The organism is Kitasatospora sp. NPDC001225 (genome assembly GCF_053597855.1).
Genome location: NZ_JBSFJC010000031.1, coordinates 33683 through 55793 on the forward strand (window position 1 = coordinate 33683; position 22111 = coordinate 55793).

The following is a 22111-nucleotide window of genomic DNA, read 5'->3' on the forward strand; positions in this document are numbered from 1 at the left end:
GGCGCCGTCGGCGCCGTCCCGGGGCCGAGGCCGGCGGGGTCCGTGGTCGGGAGCAGTCGGTGGGGCAGGGAAGAATGCCCTACGACGAACAGGGCAGCGGAAGGTGGCAGGTCCAGTGGAACCTCGGATCATCGGCAGCGGCACGGACGAGCACCTCGCGGACCCCTTCGGGAGCGCCGCGCTGCGCCGGCGGGTGCTGGACGCCTGGGCCGCCTCGCCGTCCCGGTTCCGGGAGGACGCCAACGCCGAGGAGGAGCTGGCGCTCGGCGGCTACCGGGACCGCCTGGTGGTCGAGTTGGCGCAGAACGCGGCCGACGCCGCGGTCCGGGCCGGCCACGGCCCCGGCCGGCTGCGGCTGACCCTCGCCGACGGCGTGCTCGCCGCCGCCAACACCGGCGCCCCGCTGGACGCGGCCGCCGTCGAGTCGCTGTCCACCCTGCGCGCCTCCTCCAAGCGCGGCGAGGCGCCCGCCGTGGGCCGGTTCGGGGTCGGCTTCGCCGCCGTCCTCGCGGTCACCGACGAGCCCGCCGTGCTGGGCGCCGGCGGCGGGGTGCGCTGGTCGCTCGGCGAGGCCCGGTCGCTGGCCGGGGCCCAGCCCGAGCTGGCCGAGGAGCTGCGCCGCCGGGACGGCCACGTGCCGCTGCTGCGGCTGCCGTTCGCGGCCGAGGGCACCGCCCCGGAGGGCTACGACACGGTGGTCGTGCTGCCGCTGCGGGACGCCGCCGCCGAGGACCTGACCCGCCGTCTGCTGGCCGGGATCGACGACGCGCTGCTGCTCACCCTGCCCGGCCTGCGCGAGGTCGTGGTGGAGACCCCGGACGGCGTCCGGACGCTCACCCGGGACGCCGCCGAGACCCGCCCGGACGGGGTCACCGAGGTCACCGTCACCGACGACGCGGACGGCCGGCCGCGGCGGACGGTCTGGCAGACCGCCGGCGCCTCCGGCACGCTCGCCGCCGAGCTGCTGGCCGACCGGCCCACCGAGGAGCGCGCCCGCCCGTACTGGACGGTGACCTGGGCCGTGCCGGTCGGCGAGGACGGCGCCCCGCAGCGGCCCCGGATCGCCTCCGTGCTGCACGCGCCCACCCCCAGCGACGAGCCGGTCGGCCTGCCCGCGCTGCTGATCGCCTCCTACCCGCTGGACTCCACCCGCCGGCACGTCGCCCCCGGCCCGCTGGCCGACTTCCTCACCGAGCGGGCCGCCGACAGCTACGCCGAGCTGCTGCGCGCCCGTGGCGCCGACCTCGGCTCGCTCGGCCTCGTCCCGGCCCCGCTCGGCCAGGGCGCGCTGGACAACGCGCTGCGCGCCGGGGTGCTCTCCCGGCTGCCCGACACGCCGTTCCTGCCGCACCCGGCGCCGGTCGAGGAGGGCACGCCCGCGCTGCGGCCCCGGGACGCGACGCTGCTGGAGGGCGCGGACGGCTCGGTGGTCGAGGCGCTCTCGCCGATCTTCCCCGGGCTGCTGCCGGCCGGCCTGGAGCGCCGTACCGAGCTGCGGGTGCTGAACGTGCGCCGGGTGCCGCTGGCCGAGGTGGTGGACCAGCTCGGCGGCCTGGACCGCGAGCCCGCGTGGTGGCGCAACCTGTACGCGGCGCTCGGCGCGGCCGACCCGGAGGCGCTCGGCGCGCTGCCCGTCCCGCTCGCCGACGGGCGGACGGTCACCGGGCCGCGGCGCGTCCTGCTGCCCTCCGAGGACGCCGACTGGGCGGCCTTCCCCGGCTACCCCGGGTCGCTCGCGGGCGCGCTCGCGGCGCTCGACCTGCGGCTGGCCCACCCCGAGGCCGCCCACCCGCTGCTGGCCAGGCTCGGCGCCGGCACCGCCACCCCGGCCGGGGTGCTGGACACCCCCGAGGCGCGGGCCGCCGTCGCCCGCTCCTACGAGCTGGCCGAGGACGACCTCGACGCGGCGCTCGAACTCGCCGACGCCGTCCTGGCGTTGGTGAAGGCCGCCGCCCCGGAGCCGGGCGCCCACCCCTGGCTGGCCCGGCTGGCGCTGCTCGACGACGAGGGCGAGCCCGCCCGGGCCGGCGAACTCGTGCTGCCCGGAAGCCCGTTCGCCGCGCTCGCCCGCGAGGAGGACGCCGGCTGGGTGGACGACGAGCTGCTGGAGCGCTGGGGGTCCGAGGTGCTCGCCGCGGTCGGCGTGCTGGCCGACTTCGTGCTGGTGCGCGCCGAGGACGTGGTGCTCGACCCGGACGACCTGGAGCGGCTCGACCCGACCGTCCCCGCCGACCGCGCGGCCGGCGGCCACCCCACCGGCCTGCTGGACGAGGCGCCGGACGGGCTCGCCGAGTGGGCCGAGGACGCGCTGGAGGCGCTGCAGGCCGACGAGGCGGTCGGCGTCCCGCCGGTCGCCGCCGAGCTGCTGGCCGTGCGCGACCTCGACCTGGTGGACGACGACGCCTGGCCGGAGGCGCTCGCCGCGCTGGCCCGCCCGCCGTACCGGGAGGCCGTGGTCGGCCCGGTGCGCACCCTGCTGCCGGACGGCTCGTACGCCGACCTGCCGCCGTACACCGCCTGGTGGCTGCGCGACCACCCGGTGCTGGCGGGCCGTGAGCCGGCCGGCCTGCGCGCCGCCGGGGCCGACCCGCTGCTGCGCGGCCTGTACGACGAGGCCCGCACCACCCTGGACGAGCAGTTCCTGCACGCGCTCGGGGTGCGCACCACGCTGGCCGCGCTGCTCGCCGAGCCGCACGGGCCGGACGAGGTGCTGGACCGGATGACCGACCCGGACGCCGAGGTCGGCCACCGCCAGCTGCACGGCATCCACACCGCGCTGGCCCGGGTGGACCGCGAGCGGATCGAGCCGCTGGACGTGGTGCGGGCGCTGCCGCCGATGGACCCGGACACCGGGCGCCGGCCGGCCCACACCGTGGTGGTGGACGCCACCGAGGCGGTCGTCGCCGACGCCCCCGACCTGGTCCAGCTGCTGCACCCGTACCCGCTGCTGCCGGTCGCCCCGGCGCTGGCCGCCGACCTCGCCGAGCGGCTGCACGTGTCGCTGGCCAGCGAGGTGGCGGGCGGCCGGGTGCTGTCCGAGGGCGTGCTGCACCGGGTCCCGGCGGTGGTGCGGGAGCTGCTGCCCGGCTGCCCGGTCGCCTACGAGGAGCACGAGGAGCTGCTGGTCGTCGGGCCGGACGGCGGCGAGGCGGCGGTGGACTGGCGCTGGGACACCGGGGCGGACACCCCGGAGCCGCCGTACGACCCGGAGCTGGCCGAGGCCGGCGACGAGGACGACGAGTTCGAGGTCCCGCCGGTGCCCGGCCTGCTGCACGCGGCGACCCCGGAGGGCCTCGCCGCAGGGCTGGCCTGGTCGGTCGGGCAGTGGCACCGCCGCTTCGAGGTGCTGGCCGCGCTCAGCGAGCCCGACCGCGCCTACGAGCTCTCGGCCGCCCGGGACTTCGAGGGCTGAGCCCCGCGGCGCGCACCGGTCGGCCGGTCGGTGCGCGCCCGCAGCCGCCGGTAGACGGCGGTGGTGGCGGTCAGCCAGACCGCGCCGAGCGTCACCAGCGCGGCGGTCCGAAGCGCGGGCGTGGGCCGGACGGTCAGTCCGACGCCCGCCATCGCCAGGGCGGCCAGTCCGGCCGCCGCCAAGCCGCCCAGGAAGGCGATGAACGCCTCCAGGTCCCCACCCCTGCGTGCCATTCGGCACCCCCTTCCGGGGTCATCATCGGGTGTGCGCGGGGGGCTTGTCACACGCGGTGGCGCTGCTGGCCGGCGGCTCCGTCACTCCATGCCGCGGCGCTTCATCACGCGCCAGGCGATCTCCAGGGCGATGCCGCAGACCACCGCGACGGCGACGCCCGTCAGCGGGTCGCGGTAGCCGACCAGGGAGAGGTCGAAGAACGACTTCAGCGGGGGCACCAGCAGGACCAGGGCGAACGCGCCGCCCATGGCGCCGATCAGCAGCAGCCGCCACCAGTTGTACGGGCGGGCGACGATGGCGAGGACCCAGATGGCGATCAGGAAGAGCGTCAGGGTGGCCACGCTGGTGTCGGCCTTGAGGTCGGTCGCGTGGTCGGTGCGGGCGAGCGTGTAGGCGACGAAGGTGCCGGTGCCGGCGATGGCGCCGCCGGGGACCGCTAGCCGCAGCACGCGCTTCACGAAGCCGGTGCGGGCCCGCTCGTTGTTGGGGGCGAGGGCGAGGAAGAAGGCCGGGATGCCGATGGTCAGCGAGGACAGCACGGTGGAGTGCCGGGGCAGGAACGGGTACGGCGAGTGGGTGAAGATCACCAGGAGCGCCAGCAGGACCGAGTAGACGGTCTTCACCAGGAAGAGTGAGGCGACCCGCTCGATGTTGCCGATCACCCGGCGGCCCTCGGCCACCACCGACGGCAGCGAGGCGAAGGAGTCGTTCAGCAGCACGATCTGGGCGACCGCCTTGGTGGCGTCGGAGCCGGTGCCCATCGCCACGCCGATGTCGGCGTCCTTGAGCGCGAGCACGTCGTTGACGCCGTCTCCGGTCATCGCCACGGTGTGGCCGCGGGACTGCAGCGCCCCGACCAGCTGGCGCTTCTGCTGGGGGGTGACCCGGCCGAAGACGCTGGTCCGATCGGCGGTCTCGGCGAGCTGCTCCGGGTCGGTGGGCAGGGAGCGGGCGTCCAGCGGGTGGTCGGCGCCGGGCAGGCCCAGGTGGCCGGCCACCGCGCCGACCGAGACCGCCGAGTCGCCGGAGATGACCTTGGCCCGGACCCGCTGGCCCTCGAAGTAGCGCAGGGTCTCGGCGGCGTCCGAGCGCAGCCGCTGCTGGAGCACCACCAGGGCGAGCGGGGTGAGGCCGGCCGCCGGGTCGGGGGAGTCCAGCGGGACGGGGGTGCGGCCCAGCAGCAGCACCCGCAGGCCCTGGGCGCCCAGTTCGTCCACCTCGGCCAGGGCCGGGTGCCCGGCGGGCAGCAGCACGTCGGGCGCGCCGAGCAGCCAGCTGGCCTCGCCGCCCTGTGGCTCCAGCAGCTGTACGCCGCTCCACTTGCGGGCGGAGGAGAAGGGCATCGCCTCGATCACCCGCCAGCCGTTCCGGCCGGAGGCGGCGCCGCCGTCGCCGCGCCCGTACGCGTCGATGACCGCCTGCATGGACGGGTTGGGGCGGGCGTCGGCGCCGGCCATCACAGCCAGCGCGTGTTGGACGGTGTCCTTGTCGACGGCGGCGGGCTCCCCGTCGGAGAGCACCCGCAGGTCGACCACGTCCATGCCGCCCTCGGTGAGGGTGCCGGTCTTGTCCAGGCAGACGGTGTCCACCCGGGCCAGGCCCTCGATCGCCGGGAGCTCCTGGACCAGGCACTGCTTGCGGCCGAGCCGGACCACGCCGATCGCGAAGGCGACCGAGGTCAGCAGCACCAGGCCCTCGGGGACCATCGGCACGATGCCGGCCACCATGCGCCGGACGGCCTCGCGCCAGTCCCGGCCCTCGACGGCCAGCTGGCTGATGATCAGGCCGAGGGCGGTGGGGATCAACAGGTAGGTGATGATCCGCAGGATGCTGTCGATGCCGGTGCGCAGCTCCGACTTCACCAGGGTGAACTTGCTGGCCTCCTCGGCGAGCTGGGCCGCGTAGGCCTCGCGGCCGACCTTGGTGGCGGTGAACGCGCCGGCGCCGGCCACCACGAAGCTGCCGGACATCACCTGGTCGCCGGGCTGCTTGAGGACCGGGTCGGGTTCGCCGGTGAGCAGCGACTCGTCGATCTCCAGGCCGTCCGCCTCGGTGACCTCGCCGTCCACGATCACCTTGTCGCCGATGCCGAGCAGCACGGTGTCGTCGAGGACGATCTCGGAGACGCCGACCTGCCGGGCGGTGCCGTCCCGGCGGACCTGCGGGCGGGCCTCGCCGATCAGGGCCAGGCTGTCCAGGGTCTTCTTGGCGCGCAGCTCCTGGATGATGCCGATCGCCGTGTTGGCCACGATGACCAGGCCGAACAGGCCGTCCTGGATCGGACCGACGATCAGGATGATCCCGAACATCACGCCGATGATCGCGTTGAAGCGGGTGAAGACGTTGGCGCGGACGATCTCCCGGGTGGACCGGCTGGACCGTACGGGGACGTCGTTGACCTGGCCCCGGGCGACCCGTTCGGCGACCTCGGCGGTGGTCAGGCCGCCGCGTCGGCCGGGCAGCAGGCCGAGGGGGTGGGCTCCGTCCGGGCGGTCTCCGTCGGCCGGCTGCTCTTCCGCCGGCTGGGCAGGCTGCGTCATGGCACCGACTCTACGGGCGCCTTATGTCCGGTGCGTGCTACTAAAGGACTATTCAGTCCGACCGGGTGGCCGGGTCCTGGCCGTCGTCGCCGGTCGTCCGTTCGGCCGTGTGCGCGGCCGCCTCGGCGGCGCGGCCGCGGGCGATCGCGTCCCGCCGGGCGCGGCAGTACCAGAGGCCGATCAGGCCCAGCAGGCCGCCGGAGAGGCAGATCCACGGCCAGGTGCCGTGGCCGTGCGCCGAGAGGCTGCCCTGGAAGGGGAGCAGGGCGAGGAAGGCGATGAACCACAGCACCGTGCCGCCGCCGACGATGGCGACGTCGTTGGCCTCCAGCGGAGGGGGCGAGGGGTGCAGTGGCGTCTTGGGCATGGGGCCTAGCGTACGGTGCGGTGGGGCGGCTGTGCGGGTGCCGTGACCCCGCGCGGGCTCTACGCGCGAAGATAGCGCGTGTGCGATCGGGAAACGATACTTGAGGCCCTGCGCCCGGCCACCGTCGCCCCGGGCGTTCCCACCCCCTCCTCAGCTCCCCCACAGAGGACGCACGCATGCCTGTGGTCCAGCCGACCACCGAGTCGCCCGAACCCGCCGACGCCGCGCCGCAGCCCCCCACGAGCGCCGTCGACCGCTTCTTCCGGATCAGCGAGCGGGGCTCCACCCTGCCGCGCGAGATCCGCGGCGGTGTCGCCACCTTCTTCACCATGGCGTACATCCTGGTGCTGAACCCGATCATCCTGGCCAGCGGCACGGACGTCACCGGGGCTCACCTGAACAGCGCCCAGCTGGTCACCGCCACCGCCCTCACCGCGGGTCTCACCACCCTGCTGATGGGCGTCATCGGCAACGTCCCGATCGGCCTGGCCGCCGGACTCGGCGTCAACACGATCGTGGCGCTCCAGCTCGCCCCCAAGATGACCTGGCCGGACGCCATGGGCATGGTCGTGCTGGCCGGTTTCGCGATCATGCTGCTGGTCGCCACCGGGCTGCGCGAGCGGGTCATGAACGCCGTCCCGCTCGGCCTGCGCAAGGCCATCGCGATCGGTATCGGCCTGTTCATCAGCCTGGTCGGCCTGGTCGACTCCGGCTTCGTCAGCCGCATCCCGGACGCCGCCCACACCACCGTCCCGCTCCAGCTCGGCGGCAACGGGCACCTGCTCGGCTTCCCGGTGCTGATCTTCGTGATCGGCCTGGTGCTCACCCTGGTCCTGCTGATCCGCAAGGTGCCCGGCGCCATCCTGATCAGCATCGCGGTCTCCACCGCGCTCGCCGCGGTCATCGACAAGGTGGCCGACGTCCCGGCGCTCAAGTGGGGCCTCACCGTCCCGACCTGGCCGGGCAACCCGGTCTCCGCGCCGGACTTCGGCCTGGTCGGCAAGGTCAGCCTGTTCGGCGGCTTCGAGAAGGTCGGCGTGCTGACCGGCCTGCTGTTCGTCTTCACCGTGCTGATGTCCTGCTTCTTCGACGCGATGGGCACCATCCTCGGCGTGGCCGACGAGGCCCACCTGCTGGACGAGAAGGGCGACCTGCCCGGCATCAACAAGGTCCTGATGGTCGACGGCATCGCCACCGCGGCCGGCGGCGCCACCTCGGCCTCCGCCAACACCTGCTTCGTCGAGTCCACCGCCGGCGTCGGCGAGGGCGCCCGGACCGGCTTCGCCTCGATCGTCACCGGCCTGCTCTTCGTGGTGGCGCTCTTCCTCACCCCGCTCGCCACCATGGTCCCGGCCCAGGCCGCCACCCCGGCCCTGATCACCGTCGGCTTCCTGATCCTGGCCAACTCGATCAAGGAGATCGACTGGGCCGACTACACGATCGCGATCCCGGCCTTCCTGACCATCGTGATGATGCCGTTCACCTACAGCATCACCAACGGCATCGGCATGGGCTTCATCGCCTTCTGCGTGCTGCGCCTGGCCGCCGGCCGCGGCCGCGAGGTCCCCGTCCCCATGTACGCGGTGGCGTCGGTCTTCGCCTTCTACTACCTGATGCCGGCCTTCGGCCTGCTCTGACGGCCCCCGCCGGTTCTCCGACGGCCCCGTCCTCCCGCTCGGGAGGGCGGGGCCGTCGGCATTCGCCGCAGCGGGGCTTCACACCTTCGGGTTGTTCTGCGGACGGGACGGTCGTGGCGCCTTGCCGGCGAGGGAGGTTCCCGGGTAGGGGCGCGGACCCATGACCGCGTACCCATGACCTGAAAGGAACCAGTCGTGAGCCGTACAACGGCTGCCGCGGTGATCGGCGGCGCAGTCCTCGCTCTGACCATGACGACGGCCCCGGCCGCCTCGGCGCAGCCCGAGGGCCGGGTCGGGCAGATCCAGAACCTCCACTTCGGGCGGTGTCTCGCGGTGAACCCGGACCAGACCGTCGGGCTGGGCCCGTGCGTCCCCGTGCCGCCGTTCCTCTGGGACGTCCCGCGCGAAGGGACGGGGCAGATCCGCAGCCTCGCGGCGAACGCGTGCCTGACGGACGTGGACACCAGCAACCCGTGGGGCCACGCCGTACTCCTCCCGTGCACCGGCGACCTGCGCCAGGTGTGGGAGACCTTCGACTACGACGGTCCGTTCATCAAGAACGTCCTCACCGGCCGGTACCTGAAGGCCAACGACTCCGAGGGCGTCTACGTCGGCAGTCGGACCGGGTCCCACCCGGAGTGGGCCGTCCTCTGACGGACGGCGCCGGGCCGTGCCCGTGGGGCCGGCGGTGGTCGGGCAGTCGACCGCCGCCGGCCCCTTCGCGCGCCGGGGGCGGGTCAGTGGACGCAGAACTCGTTGCCCTCGGGATCCTGCATGACCGTCCAGGCGCCGCCGGGCTCGTCGACGTGGCGGAGGACGGTGGCGCCGAGGGCGGTGAGGCGGGCGACGGTGGCCTCGCGCTCGCCCGGGCCGGGGTGGACGTCGAGGTGCAGGCGGTTCTTGCCCTGCCGGGGCTCGGGGACGGCCTGGAACAGGACGCGGCGGCCGAGGCCGGTGTCCGAGGCCGGGTCGAACGGGTCCTCGGGGTGGCGGACGGCGGCCAGGGAGCGCCAGGCCGGGTGGCCGTCCACCTCGGTGAGGGCCTCCGGGCCGACCGCGCCGGCGGCGAGCAGCCGGGTGATCAGCGCGCCGTGGTCCTCCAGCGTGTACTCCAGGGCGGCGGCCCAGAAGGCGGCCTGGCGGTGCGGGTCGGCGCAGTCGATGACGAGCTTCCAGTGCAGCGGCATGTAACCGTTTCTACCGGTTACCCGGGGGTCGGGCAATGGCCGGCCGTCGGAAGTTGTCAAAAAGGCGCCCGTGTAGGCCAGTTGGCGGTGGGAATACTGGCTGGACGGAGAAGGGGGAGGGGACTCGACCGATGGTGCAACAGGATCCGCCGGGGGGCGTCGAGGCGCAGCTGCTGCCGGAGCTGTTCTGGACGACGGACAAGGCCTCGCTGGACGGCCAGCGGGAGACGCTGCGCTGGTACCGCGGCCTGATCGCGATGCTGGTGGTCGCCGCCGTGATCGGGTCGTTCCCCGACCCGGACGACAAGAACGCCCTCGACATCTGGCCGCTGTTCTCGGTCGCCGCCTTCCTGGTGGCCGGCTACTTCTGGTCCCGGCTGCGCCGCGGCAACCCGCAGGGCCGCTGGTACCAGGCCCGGGCGGCGGCCGAGTCGGTCAAGACGCTGGCCTGGAAGTACACCGTCCGGGCCCGGCCGTTCGACGGTGCGGCCGAGTCCGAGGACACCGACCGCGGCTACCTGCTCCAGGTCGAGGACGTGCTGCGGGCCTTCGAGGACCCGGAGATCGTGCCGCCCGGCAGCGTCGCCGAGATCACCCCGGAGATGCGCCGGCAGCGCGCCGAGAGCCTGACCGCCCGGCGCACGCTCTACCTGCGCACCCGGGTCGAGGGCCAGCGCACCTGGTACCGCTCCCGGGCCGAGGCCTGCGACTCGCAGGCGGTCTCCTGGGGGCTCGGCGTCGCGGTGCTGATCATCGTCGGTGCTGCGGCGGCCATCGCCCAGGCCACCGGCGCGCTGCCGGTGCACGTCTTCGGCGCCACCTCGGCCGCGGCCGCGGCGATCATCGCCTGGACGCAGCTCAAGCAGCTCGGCCCGCTGGCCGCCGCCTACCAACTGGCCGCGCGGGAGCTGGAGAACGTCGGCAACCAGCTGTCCGACCTCGACCTCAAGGCGCCGGACGCCGAGGCCCGTTGGGCCCGGCTGGCTGCCGAGGCGGAGGACGCGGTCTCCCGGGAGCACACCACCTGGCGGGCCCGCCGGGCGTTCCCGCGCTGAGTCGGGGCCGCGGGACGGGCGGGGGCGGGAGCGGCGCAGAGTACTCGACCGGAGCGGGGACTTGGGGAGATCCGGCGAAACGCGGGGTGCGGGTGTGCGGGGTGCGTGAGAGTAGGGCGCCCAGGTGCGGACCGTAATCGTTACGTGTCCATGCCCTGGTTTCATCGCCTGCGCGCGACCCCAGTTCCCGCCGGAGGCCCTCCTTGCGCATTCTCCTGATCGCCAGCGCGTTCAACAGCCTGACCCAGCGCGTCCACACCGGGCTGCGTGAGCGCGGCCACCAGGTCGCCGTCCAACTAGCCCTCGGTGACGAGCAGATGAGGGCGGCGGTGGTCCGCACCGACCCCGAGCTGATCATCTGTCCGATGCTCACCAAGGCCGTCCCGCAGGACATCTGGTCGACCCGGACCGTCCTGATCGTCCACCCGGGGCCCAAGGGCGACCGCGGCCCCTCCTCGCTCGACTGGGCGATCACCGAGGGGGCCGAGCGCTGGGGCGTCACCGTGCTGCAGGCCGTCGAGGAGATGGACGCCGGCGACATCTGGGCGTCCGTCGAGTTCCCCGTCCCGGCCTGCGGCAAGAGCGAGTTGTACCGGGGCGAGCTCGCCGACGCCGCCGTCGAGGCCGTCCTGCTGGCCGTCCAGCGGTACGAGGGCGGGCTGTTCACCCCCGAACCGCTGGACTACGCCCGGCCGGACGTGCACGGCGAACCGCGGCCCCCGCTGCGCCAGGAGGCCCGCCGGATCGACTGGGAGCGGGACGACACCGCCACCGTGCTGCGCAGGCTGCGCGCCGCCGACTCCCAGCCCGGCGTGCTGGACGAGCTGTACGGACGGGAGTTCTTCCTGCACGGCGGCCACCCCGAGGACGAGCTGCGCGGCCCGGTGCCGGGCGCCGTGCTGGCCACCCGGGACGGCGCCATCTGCCGGGCCACCGTGGACGGCGCGGTGTGGATACCGCAGCTGCGCCCGCGCCGCACCCCCGGCGGGCCGGCCACCTTCAAGCTGCCGGCCGCCACGGTGCTCGCCGACGAGCTGTACCGGGTCCGCGAGGTGCCGGTGAGCCCGGAGCGGGCGAGCGGCCGGGACACCTGGTCGGAGCTGCGCTACCACGAGGAGGGCGAGGTCGGGTTCCTCGAATTCGCCTACGCGGGCGGGGCGATGAGCACCGACCAGTGCCGCCGGCTGCTTGCCGCCTACCGGGAGGCGGCCGAGCGGCCGACCTCGGTGCTGGTGCTCGGCGCGCCCCGGGACTTCTTCTCCAACGGGATCCACCTCAACGTCATCCAGGGCGCGGCCTTCCCGGCGCTGGAGTCCTGGGAGAACATCAACGCGATGGACGACGTCGTCGAGGCGGTGCTGACCACGACGGACAAGGTGACGGTGGCGGCCCTGGCCGGGAACGCGGCGGCCGGCGGGCTGATGGCGGCGCTCGCCGCCGACGAGGTGTGGTGCCGGGACTCGGCGGTGCTCAACCCGCACTACCGGCTGATGGGCCTGTACGGCTCCGAGTACTGGACGTACACCCTGCCCCGCCGGGTCGGCGCCGAGCAGGCCGGGCGGCTCACCGCCGAGGCGCTGCCGGTCGGCGCGGACCACGCCCGCCGGATCGGCCTGGTGGACCGCACGGTCGGCGGGGACGCGGCCGGGTTCCGCCGCTGGGTGGCCCGGGAGGCGGCCCGGATCGCCGCCTCGCCGGAGCTCACCGGGCGGCTGGTGGACAAGAAGCGCCGCCGCGCGGCCGATGAGGAGGCCAAGCCGCTGGCCGAGTACCGGGCGGAGGAACTGCGCCGGATGCACGCCGACTTCTACCGGGCGGGCGGTCCGTACCACGCGCTGCGGCGGGACTTCGTGCACAAGGTCTGTCCGGTGGCCACGCCGGAGCACGTGGCGGGGCTGCTCGGGCGGCCGGCTCAGTCGTAGGCGGACCGCGTAGCGGTACGCGGCCTGTGCGGTCGTAACGGCCCGCGCGGGCACAGGGGTTCGCGCGGGCCGGCCGAGCTGCGGCGGGTCGCGCGTCGTACGGGGAGGGCAGGAGCGGGACGGGCGGCGCCCGGCCGGGGTGGGGGGCCCGGCCGGACGCCCGCTCGGGCCCCGCTCCCGTACCCGGCGTCAGTGCCGGGCCGCCCCGTCCAGCGGTTGTCGCCGCTGCGGGACGAACTGGCCGTCCGGGTCGCCCGGGGTGCGCGCGGCCCGCGGGGGCAGCGGGGCGGCCGGACCGGCCAGCAGGGGTTGGGAGTCGGGTCGGCTCGGGGAGACGGCGAAGGCCAGCGAGCCGAAGAAGACGTAGCAGCCGAGCCCGACCCCGAGCGGGAAGATGAACTGGAGCGCCATCACGCCGCCTTCGGTGGAGCGCGAGAAGTCCAGCTGGACGGAGAGCGCCGCCATGCCGGTGTAGTGCATCGCGCAGACCGCCACGCCCATCACCGGCGCCGCCGCCAGGACGGCGAGCGTGCCCCGGATGTTCAGCGCGGCCCAGAGCGCGGCGGTGGCGGCGACCACGGCGATGGCCACCGAGGCCGCCACGACGGTCCGGTCGTAGCCGAGCCGGCCGGGCAGGACCATCGCGGCCATGCCCAGGTAGTGCATCGCGGCGACCCCGAGGCCGGTGGTCAGCCCGCCGACCAGCAGGGCCGGGGCGCGGTGGCGCCAGTACCCGACGGTGAAGAGCCCGATGCCGACCACGGCGACGGCGACCAGCAGGCTGAGCACGGTGAGCAGGGGCCGGTAGCTGATCTCGGCGCCGGTCACGGAGAAGCCGAGCATCGCGATGAAGTGCATCGACCAGATCCCGGCCCCGAGCGAGGTGGAGGCGAACAGCAGCCAGACGACCCGGGTGCGGCCCTGGGAGACGAGCGCCCAGCGGGCGCTGCGGAGCGCGACGAAGGCGCCGAGGCAGGCGACGAAGTACGAGACCGCCGGGGTCACCCAGCCGTGGTCGGCATGGTGGATCGCACCCAAGAGAGCTCCCTGGACGAGGGTTGAGGGCACCGGGGCGCGGGAGGGCGCGGCTGGTCGGGGAAGGCGCGCGGCGAACGGGCACCGGAGCGGGAACGCCGTCCCGCGGGGAGGAGCCTGGCGTGTGGTGCCCCTGACAAGGGGGAGATTAGCCATCGACCGGCAGTCGCACAATGTTCGCGTTTTTCGTGAAGTCCCAGGTCAGGATGGGCCTTTACGCGGCCTGCATGATCCCGGCACCAACCCCTGACACCGCCTGCGCACCGTCCCCGGCCGCCTTTGGTGCTTACTCCAAGGGGGCTAGCCCGAACGGGTGGCCGGCCGGGTCGATCAGCACCCGCAGCGTGCGGCCGTGCTGGTAGGCGGGCTCGGTGGCGCCGAGCGCGAGGGCCTTGGCGGTGGCCTCGTCCAGGTCGTCGACGTAGAAGTCGAGGTGGAAGTGCTTGCTGCCGTCCGGCTCCGTCCACGGCTCCGGCCGGTAGCCGGTCACCCGTCCGAAGCCCAGCGGGCTGCCGCCCTCGGGGTTGTCCAGGATGGCGAAGTGGTCGTCCGCGTGCCTGGTCTCCCACCCCAGCAGTTCGCCGTAGAACGAGGCCAGCGCGACCGGGTCGGCGCAGTCGATGGTGACCATGGCGAGCCGGCCGAAGCCGGTGTCGGCGGGCCCGGTCGGCCCGGTCGGCTGGGGCTGCTCGGACGACCGGGGCCGGTCGGACCGTTCGGACGACTGCGGCCGTCCGGACGGCTCGGACCGCTCGGACCGCTCGGTGGCGAGGTCGGACATGGCAGGTCGGCCCTTCTGGGAGTCGAGAGCTGGGGCCCATCACCAATATGGCACCGGGGTGACCCTCCGGCACGGCGGCGGATCTCATTTTCCTTAGCGAGAGTAATGACGTAAGCTAAAGAGATGCCCGAGATGTCCGAGCAGGACCTCGCAGCGATCAGTCAGCTGCGATCGTCCACGATGCGCCTCTCCCGACGACTCAAACACCAGAGGGTGGAGGAGTCGCTGAGTCCCACCGAGATGGGAGTGCTGGGCACCCTCGCCCGGTGCGGGAAGGCGACGCCGGGTGAGCTCGCCCGGAAGGAGCACGTGCAGCCTCCTTCGATGACCAGGATCGTCGCGATGCTGGAGGAGAAGGGGCTGGTGCGGCGCGAACCGCACCCCGAGGACCGCCGACAGGTGGTCGTCAGCAGCACCGAGCAGGCCGAGACGATCCTCGCGGAGAGTCGTCGGCGCCGGAACGTCTGGCTCGCCGAGCTCGCCCAGGGGCTCGACGAGGAGGAGTGGGCCGTCCTCAGGGAGGCCGCGCCCGTGCTCTACAAGCTCGCACACCTGTAGCCGTACACCCGCGGTCCGTACGGCCGCAGCTCGTACACCTCTGAGGCACACCGACCCCGGCCGGCCGCCGGGAGAACAAGGAGCCCGCATCACCGCAGGACCGACCACCGACACCAGGAGCGCGACGGCCACCGCCATGGCCGTCGCGCCGCGAGGGGAGACCAACGTGACACCGACGGCCGCAGCCAGCGCCGCCATCCGCACCGACGAGCCCACCACCGACCCCGCCGCGGCCAGTGCCGCGGCCGCCGAAGCCCAGGCACCCGCCCCCGCGGGACTGCCCGGCAACGGCGACGACGACCCCGACGAACGCACCGCGGCGGACCCCGCCGCTCCCGGCCGATCCCACCCGTCGCCCACCACCACCCTTCCTTCGGCGAGCTCCGCTCGGCCCCTCTCGTCGGCCACATCTCCCGCAGGCGCCCGCTTCACGAGGCCCGGGGGGATGTTCTCCTCCCTTCGCGTTCGCAACTACCGCTACTACTTCGCCGGCCAGGTGGTGTCCAACACCGGCACCTGGATGCAGCGCATCGCCCAGGACTGGCTGGTGCTGAGCCTCACCGGCAGCCCGCTCGCGGTCGGCATCACCACCGCCATGCAGTTCCTGCCGATGCTGCTGCTCGGACTGTTCGGCGGCGTGCTCGCCGACCGGATGCCCAAGCGCCGGCTGCTGATCTACACCCAGGGCGCGATGGGCCTGCTGGCCGCCGGCCTCGCGGTGCTGACCGTCGGCGGCGTGGTGACGCCGTACTACGTGTACGCCTTCGCGCTGCTGCTCGGCCTGGTCACCGTGGTGGACAACCCGACCCGGCAGGCCTTCGTCTCCGAGATGGTCGGCCCGAAGGACCTCGCCAACGCCGTCAGCCTGAACGCCGCCAACTTCCAGACCGCCCGGCTGGTCGGCCCCGCCGTCGCGGGCCTGCTGATCGCCGCGGTCGGCAGCGGCTGGGCGTTCGCCGTCAACGCGCTGTCCTTCGCCGCCGTGATCGGCGGGCTGCTCGCGATGCGGGAGTCCGAACTGCGCCCGACCGCGCCGATCGCCCGCGAGAAGGGGCAGTTGCGCGAGGGCCTGCGGTACGTCAAGGAGCGGCCCGAGCTGCTCTGGCCGATGGTGCTGGCCGGGTTCATCGGCACCTTCGGCTTCAACTTCCCGACGCTGCTCTCCGGTTTCGCGTACGACACCTTCAAGGTGGGCGCCGGCCAGTACGGCCTGCTGAACACCGCGATGGCGATCGGCTCGCTGGCGGGTGCGCTGCTCGCCGCCCGCCGGGGCGTGCCGCGACTGCGCCGGCTGGTCGGCGCGGCGCTGGCCTTCGGAGCGCTGGAGGTGGTCGCCGCGTTCGCGCCCGACTACTGGACCTTCGCGCTGCTGCTGATGCTCATCGGGGTGTTCGGGCTGAGCTTCAACACCTCCGTCAACTCCATGCTGCAGTTGTCCACCGACCCCGAGATGCGCGGCCGGGTGATGGGCCTGCTGGTGCTGGTCTTCACCGGCGGCACGCCGATCGGCGCCCCGGTCGTCGGCTGGGTGACCGCCTCGTACGGGCCCCGGCTCGGCCTGCTGGCCTGCGGACTGGTGTCCGCGGCGGCGGCCGGCGCGGTCGGCCTGGTGCTGGCCCGCAGTGCGGACCTGCGGGTGCGGTTCGACCTGCACCCGGGCCGCGGCGGCCGGGTGGTGGCCTTCGTGCCGCGGACCGGTGCGGCGAGCAAGTCGGAGCTGGCGGCGGCCTGCTGATGCCGTGTCAGGCCCCCGGGAGTGCCCCGGGGGCCCGGATGGTTCAGGAGCCCGGACGGTTCAGGGGCGGGCGGGTCAGAGCCGGATCTCCAGCACCTGGCCGGGCCAGAGGCCGTGCGGCTGCTCGACCTCGAACGTCACGGTCTCGGTGAAGCCGAGCGCCCGGTAGAGCCCGACCAGCTTGCGGTCGGCGCCGCCGTAGCAGTCCACCCGGATCAGGCCGATGCCGCGCCGGCGGGCCTCCTCGATCGCGTCGGCGATCAGCGCGGCGCCGATGCCGGAGCCCTTGCGGGTGCGGTCGGTGACCAGGTTGCGGACGTACAGCTCGCGCTCGTCCACGGCGGGGATCCACCGGCCGCGGTCCTCGGAGACCACGCAGCAGCCGACCGTACGGCCGTCCTCGTCCACGGCGAGGCGGATCAGGAACGGCTCCTCGGCGTACGAGGAGACCTGGTCGATCCGGGCCTGGTTGGTGCTGAACGGCTGGTCGCCCCACTGGCCGGTACGGCCCTGGGCGGTCAGCCAGGAGACGGCGCCGTCGAGCAGGGACAGGATGTCGGGGACGTCCGCGGACCCCCCGTTGCGGATCTTCATGGAAGACCGTTCTACCCCAGACGGCCGGGCGCGGGAAGATTGATCCATGAGGTTGTTCGTGGCGGTGCTGCCGACGACCGAGGCGCTGCAGGGGCTCGCGGACGCGGTCGCGCCGCTGCGGGAGCTGCCGGGGGCGGAGCGGCTGCGCTGGACCGGCGCCGAGGGCCGGCACCTGACCCTGGCCTTCCTGGGCGAGGTGGCCGCCGAGCGGCTGCCGGAGCTGGAGGCGGGCCTGGCCGCCGTCGCCGAGGTCAACCCGGTGCACCGGCTGCGGATCGCGGGCGCGGGGCGGTTCGGCGACCGGGTGCTCTGGGCCGGGGTCGAGGGCCAGGCCTGGGCGCTGCGCCGGCTGGCCGAGGCCGTCACGGGGGCCACCGCCGAGGTCACCGGGGCGACCGACGACTTCGCCTTCCACCCGCACCTCACCCTCGCCCGGGCGGGCTCCTCGCGCGGGCACCGGCGGGCTGTGCAGCGGGTCGCGGCGGCCGAGCTGGACGGCCTGGTGGCGGCGCTGGCCGACTACCGGGGGCCGGAGTGGGAGGCCGCCGAGCTGCACCTGGTGCGCAGCGACCAGGGCGGCGGCTCCGCGCGCTACGTGACGCTGCGCTCCTGGGCGCTGGCCGACTGGGGCTGAGGGCTGAGGGCTGAGGGCTGAGCGCCGCGGGGGCGGGCCGTGGGGGCGGTGGGGCAGGGGCCCGGCGGAGTCCGGGGTGAGCCGGAGGTACGCTCGTTGACCGTGGATCCCAAGACTCGTATGCGCATCGTCTCCGGCACCCTGGTGCTGATGCTGGTCGTCGTGCTGATCAGCTCACTGGTCGGCCGCTGAGGCCTGCCTGAGGCCTGTCCGAGGGCTGCCTGAGCCTGCCAGGGGCCCGTCCGGGCACAGACACGCCCCAGCACCCCGGGAACGGCGAGAGGGCCACCGCCCGTCGGCGGTGGCCCTCGGCCGTGTCCTCGGGGGACCGGGTCAGACCTGCGCGAGCTGCTCGACCACGTAGTCGACGCAGTGGGTGAGCGCCTCGACGTCCGCCGGGTCGATCGCCGGGAACATCGCGATGCGCAGCTGGTTGCGGCCCAGCTTGCGGTACGGCTCGGTGTCCACGATGCCGTTGGCACGCAGTGCCTTGGCGACCGCGGCGGCGTCCACCGACTCGTCGAAGTCGATGGTGCCGACCACCTGGGAGCGCTCGGCCGGGTTCGCCACGAAGGGGGTCGCGAAGGGGGACTTCTCGGCCCAGGAGTACAGCCGGGACGAGGAGTCGGCGGTGCGGGCGACCGCCCAGTCCAGCCCGCCGTTGCCGTTCAGCCACTCCAGCTGGTCGGCCAGCAGGAAGAGGGTGGAGAGCGACGGGGTGTTGTACGTCTGGTCCTTCGACGAGTTGTCGATGGCCGTCGGCAGCGAGAAGAACGGCGGGATGTAGCGGCCGGAGGCGGCGATCTCGGCGGCGCGCTCCAGGGCGGCCGGGGAGAAGGTGGCCAGCCACAGGCCGCCCTCGGAGGCGAAGGACTTCTGCGGGGCGAAGTAGTAGACGTCCGTCTCGGTGATGTCCACCGGCAGGCCGCCGGCGCCCGAGGTGGCGTCCACCAGGACCAGCGAGCCCTCGTCGGCGCCGGCCGGGCGCGCGATCGGCATCGCGACGCCGGTCGAGGTCTCGTTGTGGGTGAGCCCGTAGACGTCCACGCCGGCCTCGGCGACCGGCAGCGGGTGGGTGCCCGGGGCGGTCTTGATCACGGTCGGCTCGCCGAGCCACGGCGCGGCCTTGACCGAGGAGGCGAACTTCGAGGAGAACTCGCCGAAGTCCAGGTGCTGGGACTTCTCCCGCACCAGGCCGAAGGCGGCGATGTCCCAGAAGGCGGTGGAGCCGCCGTTGCCGAGGACGACCTGGTAGCCGTCCGGCAGCGAGAACAGGCTGCTCACGCCCTCGCGCACGCGCTTGACCACGTTCTTGACCGGGGCCTGGCGGTGCGAGGTGCCGAGCAGGGAGGTCTGGGTGGCGGCGAGGGCACTCAGGGCCTCGGGGCGCACCTTGGACGGTCCGCAGCCGAAACGGCCGTCTGCGGGCTTGATGTCAGCGGGGATCTGGATCTGAGCCACGCGCGCAGCCTACCGGCCGGGGGCCCGGCGGGGTACGGCCGTCCGCCCGCTGAGACCGCGGTCACGGCTGCTCGGGGAGCCGCCCGGAAACGTGCGGCAGCGGGCCCGGCCGGAGCCGGACCCGCTGCTCAGGGGCACTGACCGGACGCTCGTCCGGTATTCGCCGACCGGGGGTCAGCGGGCGATGGCGTCCCAGCCCTCGATCTCCTCGGGGCGGCGCGGGCCGGGGCCGATGTAGCGCGCGGAGGGGCGCACGAGCCGGCCCGTGCGCTTCTGCTCCAGGATGTGCGCCGACCAGCCGGCCGTCCGGGCGCAGGTGAACATCGAGGTGAACATGTGCGCCGGGACCTCGGCGAAGTCCAGCATGATGGCGGCCCAGAACTCGACGTTGGTGGCCAGCACGCGGTCGGGGCGGCGGTTGTGCAGCTCCTCCAGCGCGGCCTTCTCCAGCGCCTCGGCGACCTCGAAGCGCGGCGCGCCGAGCTCCTTGGCGGTGCGGCGCAGCACCCGGGCGCGCGGGTCCTCGGCGCGGTAGACGCGGTGGCCGAAGCCCATCAGGCGCTCGCCCTTGTCCAGGGCGTTCTTGACCCAGGCGGTGGCGTCGCCGGTGCGCTCGATCTCCTCGATCATGCCGAGCACGCGGGACGGCGCGCCGCCGTGCAGCGGGCCGGACATCGCGCCGACCGCGCCGGAGAGCGCGGCCGCGACGTCGGCGCCGGTGGAGGCGATGACCCGGGCGGTGAAGGTGGAGGCGTTCATGCCGTGCTCGGCGGCGGAGGTCCAGTAGGCGTCGACGGCCTTGACGTGCTTCGGGTCCGGCTCGCCGCGCCAGCGGATCATGAACCGCTCGACGACCGTCTCGGCCTTGTCGATCTCGCTCTGCGGGACCATCGGCAGGCCCTGGCCGCGGGCCGACTGGGCGACGTAGGAGAGTGCCATCACGGCGGCCCGGGCGAGGTCGTCGCGGGCCTGCTCGGCGTCGATGTCCAGCAGCGGCTTGAGGCCCCAGACCGGGGCGAGCATGGCGAGCGCCGACTGCACGTCGACCCGGATGTCGCCGGAGTGCACCGGGATCGGGAACGGCTCCGCGGCCGGCAGGCCGGGGTTGAACTTGCCGTCCACCAGCAGGCCCCAGACGTGGCCGAAGGAGACGCTGCCCACCAGGTCGTCGATGTCGACACCGCGGTACCGCAGGGCGCCGCCCTCACGGTCGGGTTCGGCGATCTCGCTCTCGAACGCGACGACTCCCTCAAGCCCGGGTACGAAATCGGACATGCGACGGCTCCCTCAGTTCTGTGATCGGCGCTCCGCCGTGGTGGGGCGGCGCGCCAGTGACCGAATGGTGTTTGGCACTCGGTGCCAGGGTGACAGGCACGGGGTGCATTGCGCCATACACCACCATGGTGATGTTTCCCGTCGACCCGTTTGACTTTCCCCGTCGGAGGGGCCGGCCGGGCTCGTGGCGCTCCCGGAACCCCTGGAATCGCCGGAACCAAACGTCCGGTTCCGGACAATTTCCCGCAGGGCGGGCGGCCAAGCGGTGGAGGGTCACCTGATCTCCCACCGGGGTTTGTCCGGAGGTAGCGGTGCCCGCTGCTTGTCGTACGGGATGATGTTGGCGTGCAGACCCCGGATCGCGCCCAGTCGACGCCCCCGAGCCCCGCCAACCGGACCCTGGCCGACGAGGCCCGCCCCGGCCCGGACCTCACCGTGATGCGCAAGCACTACAGCCACGAGGGCCTGGTCGAGGAGCAGCTCGCGCCCGAGCCGATCGGCCAGTTCACCCGCTGGTTCCACGACGCCGACGACGCCGGGGTGGTGGAACCCAACGCGATGGTGCTCTCCACCGCCGACGCCGAGGGGCGGCCCAGCTCGCGCACCGTCCTGCTCAAGGGCTACGACCTGCGCGGCTTCGTGTTCTTCACCAACTACGGCTCCCGCAAGGGCTCCGAGCTGGCCGCCAACCCGCATGCCGGGCTGCTGTTCCCGTGGATCGCGCTGGCCCGCCAGGTGATCGTCCAGGGCCGGGTGGAGAAGGTCGGCCGGGACGAGACCGCCGCCTACTTCCGCACCCGCCCGCACGGCTCCCAGCTGGGCGCCTGGGCCAGCGAGCAGTCCAGCCCGGTCGGCGGCCGGGAGGTCCTCGAACAGCGGTACGCCGAGCTGGAGCGCCGCTACCCGGAGGGCGAGGGCGTGCCCGTCCCGCCGTTCTGGGGCGGGTACCGGGTGGTCCCGCGGAGCGTCGAGTTCTGGCAGGGCCGGGAGAACCGGCTGCACGACCGGCTCCGCTACGTCGCCGACCCGTCCAGCCCGACGGGGTGGCGGGTGGAGCGGCTCTGCCCGTGATCCGTTCGGCCCACAGGCTCCGCGCGGCGCCCGCGCGGAGCTGATGGACCGTCATCCCCCGGGTGTAGGATGCCCGTCGCGGACCTGGGTCGATGCACTTGCGGCCGGCAGCCCGCTGTGCCGACACGATCGAGTGAGGGACTGATGGGCGTCACCGGTGCGGAAACCGCCGCTGGACTCGGCTCTGACCTGGTCGACGTCGCCGCCCTGCCGCTCGACGAACTCGACGCCCTGCCCGACACCGTCCTCGGCGACCTGCTGCGCCGGGTGGTCGCGGACGCCCTGACCCCCGGCGCGGAGCCGCTCGCCGCCTTCCAGTCGGCGCTCGACCGGTAGCGCGCCGCGCACTGCCCGGTGCGCGCCGCCCGGCGCGCCCGCGCCCCCGCTCGGCGTCCGCGCCCTCCGTTCGCCGTCCGCGCCCCTCCTCCGGCGTGTCGGGCCCGACGGGCGCCCGCGCCCCCGTCGGCGCGCCCCCGAGCGCCGGAGCGCCCCCGGTCGGGGGAGTGCGCCTGGCCACCGGCTAAACCCCACGCGGCCGCCGAATCCCCCAACTCCCCTGCACTGGCGGTGGAGTTCGCGACATGCTGGGGTATGAAACCAGCGCCGTCGCGGA

General features: G+C 74.1%; 19 protein-coding genes. 10 read left to right on the forward strand and 9 right to left on the reverse strand.

What is annotated here, in order from left to right; genetic code table 11:
* Positions 1-115: 115 nt before the first annotated feature.
* Positions 116-3412, forward strand: coding sequence for a sacsin N-terminal ATP-binding-like domain-containing protein (locus ACWDCZ_RS13585; RefSeq protein WP_380740368.1), 3297 nt, complete (start codon positions 116-118; stop codon positions 3410-3412).
* On the opposite strand, the gene ACWDCZ_RS13590 is transcribed toward ACWDCZ_RS13585, so the two are convergent.
* From ACWDCZ_RS13590 to ACWDCZ_RS13600, 3 genes are all read right to left on the reverse strand, one after another.
* Positions 3376-3645 carry a hypothetical protein gene (locus tag ACWDCZ_RS13590; protein WP_049655012.1) on the reverse strand — a complete coding sequence of 90 codons (270 nt, stop codon included), beginning with the start codon at positions 3643-3645 and terminating at the stop codon, positions 3376-3378. The genes ACWDCZ_RS13585 and ACWDCZ_RS13590 overlap by 37 nt on opposite strands.
* 81 nt (positions 3646-3726) lie before the next feature.
* Positions 3727-6186 (reverse strand): HAD-IC family P-type ATPase, encoded by a 2460-nt coding sequence (locus ACWDCZ_RS13595; RefSeq protein ID WP_449816013.1) that lies wholly within the window; start codon positions 6184-6186, stop codon positions 3727-3729.
* A gap of 52 nt (positions 6187-6238) precedes the next feature.
* Positions 6239-6553, reverse strand: coding sequence for a DUF2530 domain-containing protein (locus tag ACWDCZ_RS13600; RefSeq protein WP_388049138.1), 315 nt, complete (start codon positions 6551-6553; stop codon positions 6239-6241).
* A 176-nt stretch (positions 6554-6729) separates the two neighbouring features.
* Here ACWDCZ_RS13600 and ACWDCZ_RS13605 point away from each other — a divergent pair, with 176 nt between their 5' ends.
* Positions 6730-8190 (forward strand): NCS2 family permease, encoded by a 1461-nt coding sequence (locus ACWDCZ_RS13605; protein WP_049655021.1) that lies wholly within the window; start codon positions 6730-6732, stop codon positions 8188-8190.
* Between the two features lie 195 nt (positions 8191-8385).
* Positions 8386-8844, forward strand: a complete 459-nt coding sequence (locus ACWDCZ_RS13610) for an RICIN domain-containing protein (RefSeq protein WP_375876451.1) — start codon at positions 8386-8388, stop codon at positions 8842-8844.
* Between the two features lie 83 nt (positions 8845-8927).
* Here ACWDCZ_RS13610 and ACWDCZ_RS13615 read toward each other — a convergent pair whose 3' ends face one another.
* Positions 8928-9377, reverse strand: a complete 450-nt coding sequence (locus ACWDCZ_RS13615; RefSeq protein ID WP_449816014.1) for a VOC family protein — start codon at positions 9375-9377, stop codon at positions 8928-8930.
* 131 nt (positions 9378-9508) lie between these two features.
* Between ACWDCZ_RS13615 and ACWDCZ_RS13620 the strand changes: the two genes are divergently transcribed.
* A complete protein-coding gene (locus ACWDCZ_RS13620; protein WP_049655027.1) occupies positions 9509-10432 on the forward strand; it encodes a DUF4231 domain-containing protein in 924 nt (307 codons plus the stop codon).
* A gap of 203 nt (positions 10433-10635) precedes the next feature.
* Complete coding sequence (locus tag ACWDCZ_RS13625; protein WP_387830836.1) at positions 10636-12354, forward strand: hydrogenase maturation protein; 1719 nt, start codon at positions 10636-10638, stop codon at positions 12352-12354.
* Positions 12355-12543: 189 nt separating this feature from the next.
* On the opposite strand, the gene ACWDCZ_RS13630 is transcribed toward ACWDCZ_RS13625, so the two are convergent.
* Together ACWDCZ_RS13630 and ACWDCZ_RS13635 are read right to left on the reverse strand one after the other, a co-directional pair.
* Entirely contained in the window at positions 12544-13392 is an 849-nt protein-coding gene (locus ACWDCZ_RS13630; protein WP_449816015.1) for an MHYT domain-containing protein, read from the reverse strand.
* Positions 13393-13675: 283 nt separating this feature from the next.
* Positions 13676-14170, reverse strand: a complete 495-nt coding sequence (locus tag ACWDCZ_RS13635; protein ID WP_234348557.1) for a VOC family protein — start codon at positions 14168-14170, stop codon at positions 13676-13678.
* Between the two features lie 123 nt (positions 14171-14293).
* On the opposite strand from ACWDCZ_RS13635, the gene ACWDCZ_RS13640 reads away from it, so the two are divergent.
* Entirely contained in the window at positions 14294-14728 is a 435-nt protein-coding gene (locus ACWDCZ_RS13640; protein WP_030235202.1) for a MarR family winged helix-turn-helix transcriptional regulator, read from the forward strand.
* 136 nt (positions 14729-14864) lie between these two features.
* Entirely contained in the window at positions 14865-16463 is a 1599-nt protein-coding gene (locus ACWDCZ_RS13645) for an MFS transporter (RefSeq protein WP_449816016.1), read from the forward strand.
* Between the two features lie 75 nt (positions 16464-16538).
* On the opposite strand, the gene ACWDCZ_RS13650 is transcribed toward ACWDCZ_RS13645, so the two are convergent.
* Positions 16539-17057 carry a GNAT family N-acetyltransferase gene (locus tag ACWDCZ_RS13650; RefSeq protein ID WP_079272742.1) on the reverse strand — a complete coding sequence of 173 codons (519 nt, stop codon included), beginning with the start codon at positions 17055-17057 and terminating at the stop codon, positions 16539-16541.
* A gap of 46 nt (positions 17058-17103) precedes the next feature.
* Here ACWDCZ_RS13650 and thpR point away from each other — a divergent pair, with 46 nt between their 5' ends.
* Positions 17104-17691, forward strand: coding sequence for an RNA 2',3'-cyclic phosphodiesterase (thpR, locus tag ACWDCZ_RS13655; protein ID WP_449816017.1), 588 nt, complete (start codon positions 17104-17106; stop codon positions 17689-17691).
* A 333-nt stretch (positions 17692-18024) separates the two neighbouring features.
* Here the strand turns inward: thpR and serC are convergent, their stop codons facing one another.
* Both serC and ACWDCZ_RS13665 read right to left on the reverse strand, forming a co-directional pair.
* Positions 18025-19152 carry a phosphoserine transaminase gene (gene serC / locus ACWDCZ_RS13660; protein ID WP_049656082.1) on the reverse strand — a complete coding sequence of 376 codons (1128 nt, stop codon included), beginning with the start codon at positions 19150-19152 and terminating at the stop codon, positions 18025-18027.
* 174 nt (positions 19153-19326) lie between these two features.
* On the reverse strand, positions 19327-20427 hold the full coding sequence (locus ACWDCZ_RS13665; RefSeq protein ID WP_049656080.1) for a citrate synthase 2: 1101 nt from the start codon (positions 20425-20427) through the stop codon (positions 19327-19329).
* Positions 20428-20865: 438 nt separating this feature from the next.
* On the opposite strand from ACWDCZ_RS13665, the gene pdxH reads away from it, so the two are divergent.
* Positions 20866-21498, forward strand: a complete 633-nt coding sequence (gene pdxH, locus ACWDCZ_RS13670; protein ID WP_049656088.1) for a pyridoxamine 5'-phosphate oxidase — start codon at positions 20866-20868, stop codon at positions 21496-21498.
* Between the two features lie 144 nt (positions 21499-21642).
* On the forward strand, positions 21643-21834 hold the full coding sequence (gene fxsA / locus ACWDCZ_RS13675; RefSeq protein ID WP_049656076.1) for an FxSxx-COOH cyclophane-containing RiPP peptide: 192 nt from the start codon (positions 21643-21645) through the stop codon (positions 21832-21834).
* The last annotated feature ends 277 nt before the right edge of the window (positions 21835-22111 follow it).

What these genes read in the sequence shown, in the direction of transcription:
- ACWDCZ_RS13590 (WP_049655012.1), bottom strand. Translation starts at nt 3,645, where the DNA reads ATGGCACGCAGGGGTGGGGACCTGGAGGCGTTCATCGCCTTCCTGGGC.
- ACWDCZ_RS13595 (WP_449816013.1), bottom strand. Translation starts at nt 6,186, where the DNA reads ATGACGCAGCCTGCCCAGCCGGCGGAAGAGCAGCCGGCCGACGGAGAC.
- ACWDCZ_RS13600 (WP_388049138.1), bottom strand. Translation starts at nt 6,553, where the DNA reads ATGCCCAAGACGCCACTGCACCCCTCGCCCCCTCCGCTGGAGGCCAAC.
- ACWDCZ_RS13605 (WP_049655021.1), top strand. Translation starts at nt 6,730, where the DNA reads ATGCCTGTGGTCCAGCCGACCACCGAGTCGCCCGAACCCGCCGACGCC.
- ACWDCZ_RS13615 (WP_449816014.1), bottom strand. Translation starts at nt 9,377, where the DNA reads ATGCCGCTGCACTGGAAGCTCGTCATCGACTGCGCCGACCCGCACCGC.
- ACWDCZ_RS13620 (WP_049655027.1), top strand. Translation starts at nt 9,509, where the DNA reads ATGGTGCAACAGGATCCGCCGGGGGGCGTCGAGGCGCAGCTGCTGCCG.
- ACWDCZ_RS13635 (WP_234348557.1), bottom strand. Translation starts at nt 14,170, where the DNA reads ATGTCCGACCTCGCCACCGAGCGGTCCGAGCGGTCCGAGCCGTCCGGA.
- ACWDCZ_RS13640 (WP_030235202.1), top strand. Translation starts at nt 14,294, where the DNA reads ATGCCCGAGATGTCCGAGCAGGACCTCGCAGCGATCAGTCAGCTGCGA.
- ACWDCZ_RS13645 (WP_449816016.1), top strand. Translation starts at nt 14,865, where the DNA reads ATGGCCGTCGCGCCGCGAGGGGAGACCAACGTGACACCGACGGCCGCA.
- ACWDCZ_RS13650 (WP_079272742.1), bottom strand. Translation starts at nt 17,057, where the DNA reads ATGAAGATCCGCAACGGGGGGTCCGCGGACGTCCCCGACATCCTGTCC.
- thpR (WP_449816017.1), top strand. Translation starts at nt 17,104, where the DNA reads ATGAGGTTGTTCGTGGCGGTGCTGCCGACGACCGAGGCGCTGCAGGGG.
- ACWDCZ_RS13665 (WP_049656080.1), bottom strand. Translation starts at nt 20,427, where the DNA reads ATGTCCGATTTCGTACCCGGGCTTGAGGGAGTCGTCGCGTTCGAGAGC.
- pdxH (WP_049656088.1), top strand. Translation starts at nt 20,866, where the DNA reads ATGCGCAAGCACTACAGCCACGAGGGCCTGGTCGAGGAGCAGCTCGCG.
- fxsA (WP_049656076.1), top strand. Translation starts at nt 21,643, where the DNA reads ATGGGCGTCACCGGTGCGGAAACCGCCGCTGGACTCGGCTCTGACCTG.